Annotated in this window: 14 protein-coding genes; 6 read left to right on the top strand and 8 right to left on the bottom strand. The window is 73.7% G+C overall.

Features of this window, described 5'->3' with window-relative positions; genetic code table 11:
* Positions 1-66 precede the first annotated feature (66 nt).
* The gene (locus tag ACIQE0_RS15385; RefSeq protein ID WP_366328759.1) at positions 67-912 is read left to right on the top strand and encodes an alpha/beta fold hydrolase; all 846 of its coding nucleotides are present in this window, start codon (positions 67-69) and stop codon (positions 910-912) included.
* Here the strand turns inward: ACIQE0_RS15385 and ACIQE0_RS15380 are convergent.
* On the bottom strand, positions 883-3,099 hold the full coding sequence (locus ACIQE0_RS15380) for an ArnT family glycosyltransferase (protein WP_402332095.1): 2,217 nt from the start codon (positions 3,097-3,099) through the stop codon (positions 883-885). The two genes, ACIQE0_RS15385 and ACIQE0_RS15380, sit on opposite strands and share 30 nt — an antisense overlap.
* A gap of 207 nt (positions 3,100-3,306) precedes the next feature.
* Between ACIQE0_RS15380 and ACIQE0_RS15375 the strand changes: the two genes are divergently transcribed.
* On the top strand, positions 3,307-3,756 hold the full coding sequence (locus tag ACIQE0_RS15375) for an SRPBCC domain-containing protein (RefSeq protein ID WP_366328763.1): 450 nt from the start codon (positions 3,307-3,309) through the stop codon (positions 3,754-3,756).
* A gap of 222 nt (positions 3,757-3,978) precedes the next feature.
* Positions 3,979-4,878, top strand: a complete 900-nt coding sequence (locus ACIQE0_RS15370; RefSeq protein WP_402332091.1) for an RNA polymerase sigma factor SigF — start codon at positions 3,979-3,981, stop codon at positions 4,876-4,878.
* Between the two features lie 12 nt (positions 4,879-4,890).
* Here the strand turns inward: ACIQE0_RS15370 and ACIQE0_RS15365 are convergent, their stop codons facing one another.
* The 3 genes from ACIQE0_RS15365 to ACIQE0_RS15355 form a co-directional block, all read right to left on the bottom strand.
* On the bottom strand, positions 4,891-6,264 hold the full coding sequence (locus ACIQE0_RS15365; RefSeq protein ID WP_402332088.1) for a cryptochrome/photolyase family protein: 1,374 nt from the start codon (positions 6,262-6,264) through the stop codon (positions 4,891-4,893).
* Positions 6,265-6,444: 180 nt separating this feature from the next.
* Complete coding sequence (locus tag ACIQE0_RS15360) at positions 6,445-7,041, bottom strand: hypothetical protein (RefSeq protein ID WP_402332085.1); 597 nt, start codon at positions 7,039-7,041, stop codon at positions 6,445-6,447.
* Between the two features lie 271 nt (positions 7,042-7,312).
* Positions 7,313-8,296: a helix-turn-helix transcriptional regulator gene (locus ACIQE0_RS15355; RefSeq protein ID WP_402332082.1), complete on the bottom strand. Its 984-nt coding sequence runs from the start codon at positions 8,294-8,296 to the stop codon at positions 7,313-7,315.
* A 103-nt stretch (positions 8,297-8,399) separates the two neighbouring features.
* On the opposite strand from ACIQE0_RS15355, the gene ACIQE0_RS15350 reads away from it, so the two are divergent.
* Positions 8,400-8,807, top strand: coding sequence for a DUF3224 domain-containing protein (locus ACIQE0_RS15350; protein ID WP_402332079.1), 408 nt, complete (start codon positions 8,400-8,402; stop codon positions 8,805-8,807).
* Between the two features lie 72 nt (positions 8,808-8,879).
* Here ACIQE0_RS15350 and ACIQE0_RS15345 read toward each other — a convergent pair whose 3' ends face one another.
* Positions 8,880-9,809 carry an NAD(P)-dependent oxidoreductase gene (locus ACIQE0_RS15345; protein WP_402332076.1) on the bottom strand — a complete coding sequence of 310 codons (930 nt, stop codon included), beginning with the start codon at positions 9,807-9,809 and terminating at the stop codon, positions 8,880-8,882.
* A 126-nt stretch (positions 9,810-9,935) separates the two neighbouring features.
* On the opposite strand from ACIQE0_RS15345, the gene ACIQE0_RS15340 reads away from it, so the two are divergent.
* The gene (locus tag ACIQE0_RS15340; protein ID WP_366328777.1) at positions 9,936-10,286 is read left to right on the top strand and encodes a helix-turn-helix domain-containing protein; all 351 of its coding nucleotides are present in this window, start codon (positions 9,936-9,938) and stop codon (positions 10,284-10,286) included.
* Between the two features lie 464 nt (positions 10,287-10,750).
* Here the strand turns inward: ACIQE0_RS15340 and ACIQE0_RS15335 are convergent, their stop codons facing one another.
* The 3 genes from ACIQE0_RS15335 to ACIQE0_RS15325 all read right to left on the bottom strand — a co-directional run bounded on the left by ACIQE0_RS15335 (position 10,751) and on the right by ACIQE0_RS15325 (position 13,161).
* Positions 10,751-11,257 (bottom strand): hypothetical protein, encoded by a 507-nt coding sequence (locus ACIQE0_RS15335; protein ID WP_402332072.1) that lies wholly within the window; start codon positions 11,255-11,257, stop codon positions 10,751-10,753.
* A 56-nt stretch (positions 11,258-11,313) separates the two neighbouring features.
* Positions 11,314-11,934, bottom strand: a complete 621-nt coding sequence (locus ACIQE0_RS15330) for an L-threonylcarbamoyladenylate synthase (RefSeq protein ID WP_366328781.1) — start codon at positions 11,932-11,934, stop codon at positions 11,314-11,316.
* A 378-nt stretch (positions 11,935-12,312) separates the two neighbouring features.
* Positions 12,313-13,161: an endo alpha-1,4 polygalactosaminidase gene (locus ACIQE0_RS15325; protein WP_402332288.1), complete on the bottom strand. Its 849-nt coding sequence runs from the start codon at positions 13,159-13,161 to the stop codon at positions 12,313-12,315.
* Between the two features lie 232 nt (positions 13,162-13,393).
* On the opposite strand from ACIQE0_RS15325, the gene ACIQE0_RS15320 reads away from it, so the two are divergent.
* A complete protein-coding gene (locus tag ACIQE0_RS15320; protein WP_402332068.1) occupies positions 13,394-14,644 on the top strand; it encodes a chitinase in 1,251 nt (416 codons plus the stop codon).
* Positions 14,645-14,715: the final 71 nt, after the last annotated feature.

Below are 14,715 nucleotides of genomic sequence, written 5' to 3'. Positions count from 1 at the left end.
GACGTTGACGCAACTCTGACCCGGGGTGGTGGTGGGACGGCCGGTCCGGCGGCCGATACTCGGAGGATGACCTCCCTCTACCGCAGTGCGCAGGGCCGGGAGCGCGTCCGGCGCTGGTGCCTGGACCGACTGGACGCCTGGCCGGTACCGCACCAGCGGGCGACCGTCACCGCCCGGGGTGCCCGCACCCACGTCGTGACCGCCGGTGCCGGCGCCACGACGGTGGTGTGCGTGCCGGGCACCAACTTCTCCGCCGCCGTGTCCCTGCCGCTGGCCTCGGCCCTGGTCGCGGCGGGCCATCGGGTCGTCCTCCTGGACGTCCCCGGGCAGCCCGGTCTGAGCAGCGACCGACGGGGGCTCTCCGGCGGGCACTTGGCGTGGTACGGCGCCTGGTTGGACGAGACGCTCTACGAGCTCGCCGCGGGACCCGTGACGGTGCTGGGGCACTCCTTCGGCGCCGCCGTCGCGCTGTCCGCCGCCTCCCGGGCCGTCGACCGGTTGGTGCTGCTCTCCCCCGGCGGGCTGACCCGCCTGCGTCTGACGCCCGGGGTGCTGGCCGCCTCCGCGGCCTGGTACCTCCGCCCCGCGCCCCGGCACAGCGCCAGGCTGCTGGGCACCATGCTCGCGCCCGGCCACCGTCCGCGCCCGGAGCTGGTGGAGTGGATGACCCTGGTCGCCCGCCACACCCGTTCCGGCGGCGCCCCGGGAATCGCCAGGCTGCCCGCGCGCGCTGTACCCCGCCGGGTCGTCACCGGCGCGCACGACGTCTTCCTCCCCCCGCGCCGTCTCGGACCGGCGGTGCGCAGCGCCCTGGACACGGACCTGGAGGTGCTTCCGGACTCCGGTCATCTCCTCCTGGACGAGCAACCCGCGTACGCCGCCTCACTGGTGGGCGAGCCGGCCTGGGGGTGAGGGCCAAGGGCTGTCCCCGGCGGCCCCCGGTGTGCACCGGTAGAGCCGGTACGCCTGTGCCGGGACGGGGGCGCAGTGGTCACGGACCCACGGGCCGATGGCGCGGCCCGGGTCGGTCGCCGGGCCGCCGAGGACGACGTAGCGCACCTGCCCGGTGGCGACGAGGTGGCGGAAGCCGGACGCGGTGGGCGTGGGCGCGGTGCCGGTGAAGCCGCCCATGGGGAGCACCGGGGCGCCGGCGTGGAGGATGTACGGGGAGGCGGTGCGCCAACTGGTCGTGGCGAAGAGGAAGGTGGCGCCGTCCCGGTGGGTGCGGGTGTAGGCGAGGAGGTGACGCTGGGCGGTGCTGAGCGCCGTCCCGTCGTAGGGCCGGTCGGGCGTCGTGCGGGCGCCCTGGCCCGGCGTGCGGTGGGCGCCGTCGGGGTCGGCGGGCCGGTGCGGGCGGGGTGGGGGCGGGGTGTCGGTGTGGTGGGTCGCGGGGTGCCGGGCCGCGGTGCGGTGCCGGAGGGCGACCGGCCCGGTGGACCCCATGCCGGAGTGGCCGTATGCCGGGTCGAGGACCGAGGACGCCCAGGCGGCGGACGGCAGGAGCACGGCCACGAGCGCGGTGCCGAGGCCGAGCAGTGCCGTCCGCCGTCGTGCGGTTTTGCCCCTGGGGCCGTCGGGGCGGGAGTTGGCGGCCGAGCCGGAATCGGCGACCGGACCGGGGGCGGCCGCCGCACCGCCGTCGGCGGCCGGGCGCGTGCGTGCGGCGGCGCGGCCGCGGACCAGCAGCGCGAGCGCGACCGCGCCCAGGCCGAGCACGGTCGGCGCCAGCCACGGCAGGAAGTCCGGGAACAGCCGCGCTATCGCCGCCGACCAGGCCACCGTGCCCGCCACGACGGTCGGCAGCGCCCAGGCCCGCGACCGGCCGCCGCGCAGCCAGGCACGCCAGAACTGCACCGTCCCGGCGCCGAAGAGCGCCGCCAACGGGACGGCCACCACCCCCAGGTAGTAGGTGTGGCCCCCGATCGCCCCGGCGCTGAACACCAGGAAGTACGTGGCCAACCACACCCCCCACAGTGCGAAGCCGGCCCGCAGCGGGTCCGTCCGCGGCCGGCCGCGCCGCCACACCACCCCGCACACCGCGGCGAGCACCGCGGCCGGATAGAGCCAGCCGATCTGCGAGACGATCGACGGGGCGAACATCTTGGCCCACTGGGCGGCGGTGGGGCGGGCGTGGCCGGTCGGTGGCGCCGGTGCGGTGCCGGCCATGGTCGACACGGCGACGCTTCCGGTGTCCTCGGCGCTGATGTGGAGGGTGGAGAAGCGGTTGAGGAAGTTGTAGCCGACGACCTGGCTGACCGCGGAGTTGTCGGTCGTCCCGTCGATGTAGGGGCGGTCCTGGGCGGGGGTGAAGGTCACCAGCAGCACCCACGACGCCGACACCGCCAGGCACAGTGCGCCCGCCGCGGACAGGTGCGCCAGCCGTCGCCGCAGGCTCGCGGGGGCCGAGAGCAGGTAGAGCAGGCCGAGTGCCGGCAGCACCGCCCATGCCTCCAGCATCTTGGCCTGGAAGCCCAGTCCCACCCAGGCACCGGCCGCCAGCAGCGGACCCAGCCGGGCCTGGCGTGCCGCGCGCAGTGCGGCGTTGGCGGCCAGCAGCACGCACAGGGTGAACGCCGGGTCCTCGACCTCGGTGCGGAACAGGCCGGATATCGCCGGGGTGAGCGCGAAGGCGCCCGCCGCCAGCAGCGCCGCGTTCTCGCCCGCCCAGCGGCGGACCGCACGGTGCAGGACCGCGACGCCCAGCACGCCCTCGATCACCTGGGGCAGGGTCAGTGCCCACGGGTGGAAGCCGAAGATCCGGACGGCGAGCGCCTGCGGCCACAGGAAGCCCGGCAGTTTGTCGATGGTGATGGAGTTGCCGGGGTCGAAGGAGCCGAAGAGGAATCCCCACCAGCTCTCCGCCATGCTGCGCGCGGTCTCCGCGTAGAAGGCGTGGAACGCGCTGTGCTGGATGTCCCAGGCGAACAGCACCGCGGCCACGGCGAGGATCGCCGGCAGCGCGGCCCGGGCGTGCGCCGGCCGGGGCCCTGGGGCCTGCCGCGTCGCCCCGCCACGGGCCGGCGGCCGGCCGCCGCGCGCGGGCCCGGCCGGCGCGGGTATCGCCGGGGGTGCGCTCCTCGCTGAGGCGGTGCTGGCCATGGACGGTCCTCCCTGGTGGAACTCGCCGGTCGGTGTGCCAGATGGCCACAGGGGTCCCGCGGATCCCCGGTCCGCCGTTTGTTCAACGAACGTTCAGCTCGCCCGACCGAGGACCACGACCCGGCGGCCCCCACCCCGAACCGCCCGCTCCCCACACCGCAACCGCCAGCAAATCCCCACTTTCCCGAATTTCGCTACATTCCTCCCATGACTCACGAAACGATGCGCTTCCCCGACCTCTCCGACCGTCCGCACCACCTCTCCGTCGACCGACTGATGAGCGCCCCGCCCACCGCGCTCTACGGTGCCTGGACCGAGGGGTTCGACCGGTGGTTCGCGGCCCCCGGGTCGGTGCTGACGGCGGGCCGGGTGAACACTGCGTTCTTCTTCGAGACCGAGCACGAGGGGAACCGCCACCCGCACTACGGCCGGTTCCTGCGGCTCGATCCGCACCGGCTGGTCCAGCTCACCTGGGTCACCGGCGAGGGCGGCACCGAGGGCGCGGAGACCGTGGTCACCGTCGAGCTGGCCGCCGAGGGCGCCGGGACCCGGCTGCGGCTCTCCCATGCCGGTTTCGCCGGCGAGGCGGCGTGCGACCGGCACCGGGAGGCATGGCCGTACGTCCTGGAACAGCTCGACCTGCGCACCACACCCTGACCCGGACCGGCGCGGCGGCCGGCGACAGCACCCCGCCCCGCCGTGTCGCACACAGGCACACGGGCACACCGCCTCCCGATGGCCGAAATTCCCCTGGAAACACGCCACTTGACGCCACGTCAAGATCCTGGAACGCAAAAAAGGCGGACTCGATGTTTTGCCTCGCGATCGAAGGGCAGACGCGGCTTACCGGACCATGATCCAAATTATGGGAGGGCAGCCATGGCATCCGCAGGCACCACGTACCCCGGAACGCGACACGGTCAGGACCACCCCCTGGGCCACCGGACCGTAAGCTCCGGCACCGGCGGACTGCCGTATGTCGCGAATGCGTCCAAGGTCGCGCCCAGGGACGCCAAGGCGCTGTCCAGGCCGTTCTTCGAGCGCCTCGCGACGTTGGAGGAAGGCACCCACGCGTACCAGTACGTGCGCAACACCCTGGTGGAGATGAACCTCTCCCTGGTCCGCTACGCCGCTTCGCGATTCCGCAACCGCGGCGGTGCGCCCGGGGAGATGGAGGACATCGTCCAGGTCGGCACCATCGGGCTGATCAAGGCCATCGACCGCTTCGAACTGTCCCGCGAGGTCGAGTTCACCACCTTCGCGGTGCCATACATCATCGGTGAGATCAAGCGGTTCTTCCGGGACGCGACCTGGGCGGTGCATGTGCCGCGCCGGTTGCAGGAACTCCGGATCGAGATCGCCCAGGCCAAGGAGCGCCTGTTCACCCGCCTCGACCGGGACCCCACGGTCGCCGAACTCGCCGCGCACCTCGGCCTGCCCGAGGACGAGGTGATCGACGGCCTGATCGCCGGCAACGGCTACACCGCCGGCTCGCTGGACCAGCCGACCGACCCGGCGGAGGACGAGTCGGCCCGCACCCTCGCCGACGCCCTGGGCGACGAGGACCCCCGGCTCCAACTCGCCGAGGACCTCCATGCGTTGACGCCCCTGGTGCAGAAGCTGGACGGCCGCGACCGCCGGATCCTGACCCTGCGCTTCGTCCAGGAGAAGACCCAGTCCGAGATCGGCAGGGAACTCGGCGTCTCGCAGATGCACGTCTCCCGGCTGCTCGCCAGGATCCTGGGCAGGCTGCGGACGGGGCTGATCGGCCAGTACTGAGGCGGCCGGCGGTCAGGCGCGCCCGCGGGCCTGCTGGAACCGGTGCAGGCCGTCGGCCAGTTCGACCAGGGGCGCGGGGTAGTCGTAGCCGGCGCGCTCGTCGGCCGGCAGGGTCCACGGCTCGTGGACGGCGGGCGCGGCGAGCCCGGCGAGCTCGGGGACCCAGCGGTGGACGTAGGCGCCGTCCGGGTCGTATCGCCTGGCCTGGCGGACCGGGTTGAGGACGCGGTTGGGCCGGGTGTCGGTGCCGGTTCCGGCCACCCACTGCCAGTTGAGCTGGTTGTTGGCGAGGTCGCCGTCGACCAGCAGGTCCAGGAAGTGCCGGGCGCCCACCCGCCAGTCCACGTACAGGGTCTTGGTGAGAAAGCAGGCGGTGAGCAGGCGGCCGCGGTTGTGCATCCAGCCCTCGTACCGGAGTTGGCGCATGGCCGCGTCGATCACGGGGTAGCCGGTGCGGCCCTCCTTCCAGGCGGCGATCTCGTCGGCCGCCGCTTCCGCGGTGCGCCAACGGTCGTGCCGGGGGCGGTAGTCGGCCGTGGCCGCGTCCGGCCGGGCGGCCAGGACCTGGTGGTGGAAGTCCCGCCAGGCGAGCTGCCGGACGAACGCCTCGGCGCCGGGGCCGCCGCGCTCGCGCGCCCGCCGGACCACCTCGACCGGCGAGAGGGTGCCGAAGTGCAGATGCGGGGAGAGCCGCGAGGTGGCGTCACCGGCCAGGTCGTCGTGGCGGTCGGCGTAGTCCGCCGCGCCGCTGCGCAGCCAGGCGGTCAGCCGCCGCCGGCCGGTCGCCTCGCCGCCCGCCATGAGCCCTTCGGAGACCCCGGCCAGCCCCCGGGACGAGGGGATGTCCTGCGAGCCGACGTGTGCCGGGACCGGGACGCCGCGGGGCGCCGCCAGGACGTCGCGCGGAACCTGCCGGGACCAGTGCCGGAAGTAGGGGGTGAAGACCGCGAAGTGGTCCGAGCCCGCCGGGGTGAGCGCACCGGGAGGGACCGCGGTGACCACCGCGTCGTGCACGCGCAGCCGGCGCCCCTCGGCCGCCAGCGCGCGGCGCAACCGCTCCTCCCGGCGCAGGGCATAACCGCTGACCCCGGCCGCCAGATGCACCTCGGCGGCGTCCGCCTCGGTCGCCACCCGGCACACCTGGTCGACGACGTCCCCGGCCCGGACCACCAGGCGGCCGCCGCGGTGGCGCAGGCCGGCGTCCAGTTCGGTGAGGCAGTCGGCGAGGAACGCCTGCCGGTTGGGGGCGGCGAACCCGGCCGCCGCGACGGCGTCGTCGCGGACGAACAGCGGGACGACCGCGTCGGCGGAGCGCAACGCCGCACGCAGCGGCGGGTGGTCGTGCAACCGCAGGTCGGAGGTGTAGAGGACGACGGCGACGGTCATACGTCAACTCCCGTGCTCGGCAGGAACACCAGCCCCGCACGCCGCGCGACCGAGGCGGCGCCGACGCGCATCGCGGCGCCCCACCATCACACCGCCACCGCGGCCCCACCCGGCCACGCCACGCCGCCGGGGCCCCAGGGCCAACTCCCGGACCCCGTCAGCCCAGTCGACGCCGCAGCCTCACTTCTTCGTCCGCACCACCGCGCGGGCGTCGGAGAGCAGCTGGAACGCGTGCTCCCGGTCCTGCTTGAGCGTCTCGTCCGTCACCCCCTCGACGGAGACCTCGACGGTGCGCCGGCCCTCACTGGCGTAGGCACGGATCGTGCCGCCGCGCAGGTACGCCCCGGCAGGTTCCGGGGCAAAGGTGCCGCATGCGAGCTGCGGGCCCCGGAAGACCTTGGTGATATCGCTCCTGCGCCGGGTGTCGCAGGCGTCGTTGGCGAACTTGGCGGCCAGCCCGGGGCTGCGCAGGTCGTCCACCTCCAGCGACAGGTACGGAACGTTGCCCCGGGGGCCGTTGGGGGCGGCACCCGCGGTGGCCGAGATGTTCACGGTGCAGCCACCCGGCACATGATCCGGCCCCCTGAACGACCCGGTGACGTCGACGAACCTCTCATGCCCCAGCGCGGTGGCGACCGTCTCAGGCTTCAGGTACTGGCGGCACCCCTTGTTCACCCCGTCGACCAGCGCCTTGTCGGCGGCGGCGGACGGTTTCCCAGCGCCTCCCCCATCGTTCCCCCCGCAGCCCGCCACCAGGAGCAGCCCCGCCCCCCACACGGCACACGCATACCTGTACCGCCCCATGCTCACCCTCACCCCCCGGCGCGCCACCGCCGCATATCCATGGCAGCAGGACCTTAGCAAGCCGCGCCGGGGCCGCCGGAGGGAGCAACTCCGTACTGCCCCGTGGAGTTGACGACTGCATCGGGTACGGGCGGACGAATGACCGCCCGGAGTACAGGCCGCGCCCTCGGGAAAGAGAGCCTGCGGGGAGGCGGTCTTGAGCTCGGCGACGCCGGTGTCGGCGTGCTCCCGCCGGCAGCACCGATCACGCCGGCGGTGTGCCCTCCGTCCCGTAGCGTCCCGCCAGGGCCGCGACCGCCTCCGTGACGGCCTGGCGCAGGGCGGGCGGGCCGAGGACCTCTGCCTCCGGGCCCAGTCTCAGGAGGTCGCCGACGGCCACCTCGGGCCCCTCGACCGGCAGTTCCACCAGGGTCCAGCCGTCCGCGTCCGGTGCTCCGGCGTCGTCCACCGCCCGTCGGCCCGCCGCGCCGAAGAACATCGGCAGCAGCCGCTGCGCCCGCGGTGAGATCCGCAGCTGCGCCGTCTGGCGGTGCAGCGCGGCCTCCAGGCGCCGGGCGGACTCCGCCCAGTACCCGGCCAGATCGAAACCGGTCGGCCGCGTGAACACCTCGTCCGTGACGTCCACCGCCAGGAACCGGGCGATCCGGTACGTCCTGACCGCCTCGTCGACGCGCGCCACCAGGTACCAGATGCCGCCCTTGAGGACGATGCCGAGCGGGCGCAGCTCCCGGTGGACCTCGCCGCGCCAGCGCCGGTAGTGGGTGCGCAGCACCCGCTGTTCCCACACCGCCCGCGCGATCGGCGCCAGGTGGGCGACCGGGTCGGCGTCCCGGAACCACCCGGGTGCGTCGAGGTGGAAGCGGTCCTGGATCCGGCGGGTGCGCTCGGCGAGTTCGGCCGGCAGCGCCGCCTGGACCTTCAGCTGGGCGGTCGTCAGCACCGCGCCGAGCCCGAGGTCGTGGGCGGGCCCGGGGGCACCGGCGAGGAAGAGCGCGCCGGCCTCGGCGTCGGTGAGCCCGGTCAGCCGGGTGCGGTAGCCGTCCATCAGCCGGTAGCCGCCGTCGGGCCCGCGGTCGGTGCGGACCGGGACGCCGGACGCGCCGAGCGCCTCGACGTCCCGGTAGACGGTGCGGACCGACACCTCCAGTTCCGCGGCGAGTTCGGCGGCGGTCATCCGTCCGCGGTTCTGGAGCAGCAGGAGCAGGGCGAGGAGCCGGTCGGCGCGCATGGCCCGATTCTCCCGTGTACCTGACAGAAGACGTCAGGTACGGGCGGCAGGCTGGTCGGGCACCGCACGGGGAACCGCCGTGCGGCACGACGAAAGGACGCCCATGCCCACGCAGACCACCGGACACCTCACGTACGCCGACTGGCAGGAGAAGCCGGTCGGTTCACCGGAGGCGAGCCCGCGCCTGGCCCGCGCCTCCGTCGTCAACACCTTCTCCGGCGGCATCGAGGCCGCCCGCACGAGCTGCGAGTACAGCATCGTCTACACCTCGGACAAGACCGGGACGTTCACCGGCCTGGAGCTGCTCACCGGCCGACTGGACGGGCGGGAGGGCACGTTCGTCCTCGAACAGCGCGGCGGGTTCGGCGCCGACGGCACGGTGCACTGCACCTTCGAGGTCGTCCCCGGCTCCGCCACCGGGGAGTTGACCGGGCTGAGCGGGTCGGGAAGCTTCGCCTGCACGGCCGGCACGCCGTCGTTCCCCTACGACTTCGCCTACGAGGTGGGGTGAGCCGCGCCGGGCGGGCCGGCGGGCGCGCACCCACCGGCCCGCCCACAGGCACCTCCGCCGGCCGGCCCGCGGTCAGCCGCGGCCGAGCAGTTCGGCGATGCGGATGAACCCGTCCGCGCCGTGGCCCTGTCCGATGGCGCGGTGGGCCAGCCCCTCGGCGGCCCGCAGCACCCCGGTGTCGATGCCGTGGGCCTCGGACGCCCGGACGATGTGGGCCATCGCCGAGGCGGCCGAGGTCAGCGGATTGCCCTCGCCGGAGTAGGTGCCGCGGTCCGCCTCCTCGGCGGTCTGCGCGAAGATCGGCGGGAGGATCGCGCCGATGCCCTGGGCGAACGGCGCCAGCTCCCGGGCGGTGATGCCCTCGGCGCGGGCCAGCGCCACGGCGTGCGCGTATCCGGCCATCGCGGTCCAGAAGACGTCCAGCAGCGCGATGTCGTGGGCCGCGGCCCGGCCGATGTCCTCGCCGAGGTGGGTGTGGGTGCCGCCGAGCGCGTCCAGCACCGGCTTGTGCTCCTCGTAGAGCTCGGCGGGGCCGCTGTGGAGGAAGACGGCGTCCGGGGTGCCGATGGTGGTGGTCGGGGTCATGATCGCGCCGTCGAGGTGGCGGATGCCGTGGGCGGCCGCCCAGTCGGCCGTGGCCCGGGCCTCGTCCGGTGTGCCGGCGGTCAGCACGACGACGGTGCGTCCCCGGAGCGCGTCGGTGACCTCGGGGCGGCGCAGAACGGCCGCCACCGCCCCGTAGTTCACCACGCAGACCACCGTCAGATCGCCGGCGGCAACCGCCTCCTGCGGGGTCCCGGCGCCGGCCGCGCCCCGCTCGACCAGGGCGTCCGCCCGGCCCGGCGTCCGGTTCCAGACCGTGGTCCGCAGCCCCGCGGCCAGGAACGCTCCGGCCAGGGCGCGGCCCATCGGCCCGAGGCCGAGCACGGTGACGGAGCGCCGGGCGGCGGGCGCCGCGGAGGTTGCGGAAGTGGGCACGGTGGTGGGTGTGCTGGTGGACATGGTGCTGATCGACTCCTTGAAGATCCGGAAACCGCCGGATCGGGAAATACCGAACCGGCGACGGTGATTCGTAAGAGAGGAAGAACGAGGCGGGAGACCGCGCGGAGGGGAAGGAACGGGGCGACGATGACGCGCAGCCGAGCCCGGGATCTGGACGTGTGTGGCACGACCGCGGCGATCGCGGTGATCGACGGCAAGTGGAAGACGCCGCTGCTGTGGCTGCTGGAGCCCGGCCCGCGCCGGCCCAGCGAACTGCTCCGGTGCCTGCCGGGGCTCAGCGAGAAGGTGCTGACCCAGGCGCTCCGCGAGATGGCGGAGGACGAACTGGTGCACCGCGAGGTCTATGACGCGGTGCCGCTGAAGACCGAGTACTCCCTGACGGCCTTGGGGCGCGAACTGGCCGAGGCCCTGGCGCCCCTCGATGCCTGGGGGCACCGCCGCCTGGCGCGGCTCGCGGAGGCACAGCAGGTCTCTTGACGCGGCGTCATAGCGACGCATCCCTCCGTTCCCGCCGCGCCGGCGGCCCCGGTGGCCGCCGTGATCAGCTTCTCCCGGTGGCGGGCCGGTGGCCAAGTACCCACTAATAAGTGGGTATCGCGCCGGCGGGGCAGGGCGGCCGCCCCTGCCCCGCCGGTGACTGCGTGACGTCGTCGCCGGCCGGCCCCGCACCGCGGGCGGCACCGGTCATCCGATGCCGGTCAGGGGTCATGGGTGACCCTCCTGATTCACGGAGTGAAGGCGTGGGGGGACGGGGAGCGTGCTCCCGCCGTCGCATGCTTCAGCTTCGTGAAGGGTGCGTCAAGAAGCCCTACCGGAGTGCGGCGGTGGGTGCCGGTCTCCGCCAAGTGCGTGTCACCAGGGAGAGTTGAGCCTCCCCGGCATCGCCGTACGAGGCGACCGGCGCCGCCCCGCCGCCTTCGAGAGGTGTCCGGTGCGGTGGTTCAGTCCACCGTCTGGTCCCCGTCGGGGAGGTCCTGGACGGTGACCTTGCCGTGCGGTCGGCCGAGTCCGTCCGCCACCGCGCGGGCCAGGCCGTCGGGGTCGGGTGCGGTGGGCACGGGCACCTGCGCGCCGTCCGGGTAGCTCTCGATCGCCCGGCTGAAGTAGCTCGGGTGCCAGGCACCGACCGCGCCGCGCACCTCCACGGCGCGTACCTCCCGGGTCCCGATCCGCTGCCCGACCGCGGCGAGGATCCGGTCCGACCGGTACTCCCCGGGCACCTGGAACAGGCTGGCGTGCGCGCCGACCAGTCCGCCGTTCGCCAGGCGGACGGTGACCGTCAGACAGCTGGTCACCGCGGGATAGATGAGGGTGCCGCCCGGCCCGACCTCGCCGACCTGGCCCTCGGTGATCCGCAGCGCCGCCGGGGACGCGGCGGGGGCGCTCGCCACCGCCGGTCCCGCCTGGGCCAGCGCCACGCCGGCCGCGCCTGTCTGGAGGGCCAACACCGCGGCGAGCAGCGGTATCGCGCGGTTCCGCTTGCCTGCCCTCGCGCCGCCGCCCCTCACTCGAACCGCGACGGGTCGCCGGCGCCCCGCCGGACGATCTCCACGCCGCCGCCCGAGAAGTCGATGACGGTGGTGGGTTCGGTGCCGCAGTCGCCGGAGTCGACCACCGCGTCGATGACGTGGTCCAGGCGTTCCTTGATCTCCCAGCCCTGGGTCAGCGGCTCGGCCTCGTCGGGCAGCAGCAGGGTGCTGGAGAGCAGCGGCTCGCCGAGTTCGGCGAGGAGTGCCTGGGCGACGGTGTGGTCGGGGATCCGGACGCCGACGGTCTTCTTCTTGGGGTGGAGGAGCTGGCGCGGGACCTCCTTCGTCGCGGGCAGGATGAAGGTGTAGCTGCCGGGGGTCGCCGCCTTGATCGCGCGGAAGACGTCGTTGTCGATCTGGACGAACTGCCCCAGCTGCGCGAAGTTCTGGCACACCAGGGTGAAGTGGTGGCGGTCGTCGAGGTTGCGGATCGAGCGGATGCGGTCGATGCCGTCGCGGCTGCCGAGCTGGCATCCGAGGGCGAAGCAGGAGTCGGTCGGGTAGGCGATGAGCGAGCCGGAGCGGATCGCGTCGGCCACCGTGCTGATGGTGCGGCGCTGGGGGTTGTCCGGGTGAACGTCGAAGTACTTGGCCATTTTCACGAGTCTAAGGGCTGTCCCGTAATCCCCGGCGGGCGCGCGACGACGGCTACGGCACTCCCCCAAGCTCTTCGAGCAGGGGGCACCCCCACGCCGCGTTGTCGGAACGCCCGAATACATCCAGTATTCGGACGCCCCTCCGCCTTGCGATGCAGCTCGGCATCCAGAGGACTAAGGCCGGAGCCGAGACGGAGCGAGCGCAGCGAGTGCAGTGCATCCGACGCCGCACGCTGACCCACCAGGGATTACGGGACAGTCCTTAGGGCGCTTCCGACGGATCTCCGTGACGCCGCGGAGATCCGCCAGAAGCGCCCCAGTGTCTGGCCGGGCCGGTCGGTGTGCCCCGGGCGGGGCCGGCCGGGTCCGGGCGGCGTTTCAGCAGGTGCGGCGGAGGTGGCCGTCCTCGCCGGGCCGGCTGACGTCGCGGTCACGCAGGACGAAGGAGAGCCGGTCGCCCCAGGCACGGCAGGCGGTGGCGAGGTCGGTGCGGCGGTATTCGATGTCGAAGACCCGGTCGTCGTAGGTCGTGGCGTACGCGGGGCACTCGTGGTAGCGGGCGCACTCCTCGGTGACGGCGAAGTCGAAGCCGGTGCGGCGGGCTTCGGGGAGGAGGTCGGCGGCGTTCTTCTGTGCGGCGGCCAGGCCCCGTTGGTGGGCCCGCCGGGTCAGGAGGGTGGCGAAGGCCCGTGCGTGGTCCTTGGTGAGCAGGCCCTCGGAGCGTTCGTAGGAGTCGAGGTTGTCCGGTTCGACCGCGTCGAAGCCGGCCTTGGCGCAGCCGTCGATCCAGGGGCCGACGATGTCGAGCAGGGCGGTGCGCTTGGCGGCCGTGGAGATGTCGAGCAGGGGTTCGTTCCAGTCCTCGTCGATGACGGGAGAGCCGTCCCGGTCGCGCAGGAGCAGGTCGGGGTGGTTGCGCTGCCACCACCGCCGGGCGTCGGCGCCGGGCTGCGCCTGGAAGGCGTTGAGGTAGCAGAGGGTGTAGCGACCGGGTGCGGGCGGTGCGGTGCGGTCGCGGGAGACGACCTCGACGTCGTCGGCCGGGCGGTACGGCCCGCCGATCTGGTAGTCGAACGCGGCGTGCGCGGCGGGCAGTTCGACGCCGGGCCGGGCGTGGGGCGTCGGGGTCGGGCGGCCCGCTCCGGCCGGGGTGGCCGGGGAGCAGCCGGCGAGCGGCAGGGCGAGGAGCGCGAGGGCGCCGGCGGCGCGGCGGAGCGGCGCGGGCATGCGGGCCATAGCGGGCAGGGGAGGCACGACAGGCCACCTTAGCCGCCCACGCGACCGCCGCTCGCACCCACCCGTCGCACGCCTGAATCCTCCTCCGCGCCACGGAACATGAGGCATCGGACCCCGCTCGGCACATTGGTCCAGTCCAAAGTGTTGACCTGCTCACCGCGAGGGTTCACGCTGTGGGGCAATTGGTCTGGACCACCCCCCTCGTCGGCTTGTTGGAGGGCCTGTGCCACCTCGTCAGATCAGGACTCTCGCCACCGCCGTCTCGGCGGCCGCGCTCGCGCTCGCCGCCGCCGGCACCGCGCTCGCCACCGGACACCGGGCCGCCCCACCGGCCCCGGCCGCCGCCCCCGCCCCCAAGGCCCTGGACAGCAACTGGTACGCGGCGGCGCCGTACTTCATGCCGCTCGACAACGACCCGCCGGACGCCGGCGCGGTGATGGACGCCACCGGCATCAAGGCGTTCCAGCTCGCCTTCATCCTGGCCCCCAACGGCGGCGGCTGCTCACCGACCTGGGACGGCCTGCACCCGGTGGCCTCGGACACCGCGGTGAGCGGGGTGATCTCCGCGATCCGCGCGAAGGGCGGCGATGTCTCCGCGTCCATCGGCGGCTACAACGGCACCAAGCTCGGCCAGGCGTGCGGCACGCCGGAGGCGACCGCCGCCGCCTACCAGCAGGTCATCGACAAGTACGGCCTCAAAGCCCTCGACTTCGACCTGGAGGAGCCGGAGTACGAGAACACCGCGGCCATCCACAACGAGATCGGCGCCGCCAAGATCCTCCAGCAGAAGAACCCCGGCCTCTACCTCTCCGTCACCACCGCCGGGACCGCGGACGGCACCGGGTGGTTCGGCAAGCAGATGCTGAACGAGGCCAAGTCCCAGTCCTTCGTCCCGGACAACTTCTCCATCATGCCCTTCGACGGCGGCTTCAACGGCGCCGCCGCCCAGACCGCCGCGCTCACCAACCTCAACGCCGTGCTGCGCACCACCTTCGGCTGGGACGAGGCCACCGCCTACGCCCACGAGGGCATCTCTCAGATGAACGGCCGCAGCGACACGGGGGAGTTCTTCACCCAGGCGGACTTCCAGACCGTGCTGGACTTCGCCACCTCCCACCACATGGCGCGCTTCACCAACTGGTCGGTCAACCGCGACCGGCAGTGCACCCCGCCGGACAACAACGGCCGGACCTCGGGGACGTGCAGCAGCGTTCCGCAGGGTGACTGGGACTTCACCAAGTTCTCGGTGAAGTTCGCCGGCGCCACCCCGCCCACCACGCCTCCGACCACCCCGCCACCCACCACTCCCCCGGGCGGCAGCTGCGCCGCCGGCCCGTACAGCGCCGGCACCGCATACGTGGGCGGCGACACCGTCTCCTACAACGGCCACACCTGGAAGGCCCGGTGGTGGACACAGGGCGAGACGCCCTCCTCCGGCGGCTCCGGGGTCTGGCAGGACCTCGGCGCCTGTTGAAAGACCGCGGAGGGGAGGAGCACACCCGACCGGACAGCACCGCTCCTCCCCTCCGCCCCGTCCCCCCGGCG

This window comes from Streptomyces sp. NPDC093097, assembly GCF_044754325.1.
Classification (GTDB): Bacteria; Actinomycetota; Actinomycetes; order Streptomycetales; family Streptomycetaceae; genus Streptomyces.
This window is presented reverse-complemented; position numbering and strand designations above follow the sequence as displayed.

Coding starts and splice junctions, on each gene's coding strand:
- ACIQE0_RS15385 (WP_366328759.1), top strand. CDS start 67: ATGACCTCCCTCTACCGCAGTGCGCAGGGCCGGGAGCGCGTCCGGCGC.
- ACIQE0_RS15380 (WP_402332095.1), bottom strand. CDS start 3,099: ATGGCCAGCACCGCCTCAGCGAGGAGCGCACCCCCGGCGATACCCGCG.
- ACIQE0_RS15375 (WP_366328763.1), top strand. CDS start 3,307: ATGACTCACGAAACGATGCGCTTCCCCGACCTCTCCGACCGTCCGCAC.
- ACIQE0_RS15370 (WP_402332091.1), top strand. CDS start 3,979: ATGGCATCCGCAGGCACCACGTACCCCGGAACGCGACACGGTCAGGAC.
- ACIQE0_RS15365 (WP_402332088.1), bottom strand. CDS start 6,264: ATGACCGTCGCCGTCGTCCTCTACACCTCCGACCTGCGGTTGCACGAC.
- ACIQE0_RS15355 (WP_402332082.1), bottom strand. CDS start 8,296: ATGCGCGCCGACCGGCTCCTCGCCCTGCTCCTGCTGCTCCAGAACCGC.
- ACIQE0_RS15350 (WP_402332079.1), top strand. CDS start 8,400: ATGCCCACGCAGACCACCGGACACCTCACGTACGCCGACTGGCAGGAG.
- ACIQE0_RS15345 (WP_402332076.1), bottom strand. CDS start 9,809: ATGTCCACCAGCACACCCACCACCGTGCCCACTTCCGCAACCTCCGCG.
- ACIQE0_RS15340 (WP_366328777.1), top strand. CDS start 9,936: ATGACGCGCAGCCGAGCCCGGGATCTGGACGTGTGTGGCACGACCGCG.
- ACIQE0_RS15330 (WP_366328781.1), bottom strand. CDS start 11,934: ATGGCCAAGTACTTCGACGTTCACCCGGACAACCCCCAGCGCCGCACC.
- ACIQE0_RS15325 (WP_402332288.1), bottom strand. CDS start 13,161: ATGCCCGCGCCGCTCCGCCGCGCCGCCGGCGCCCTCGCGCTCCTCGCC.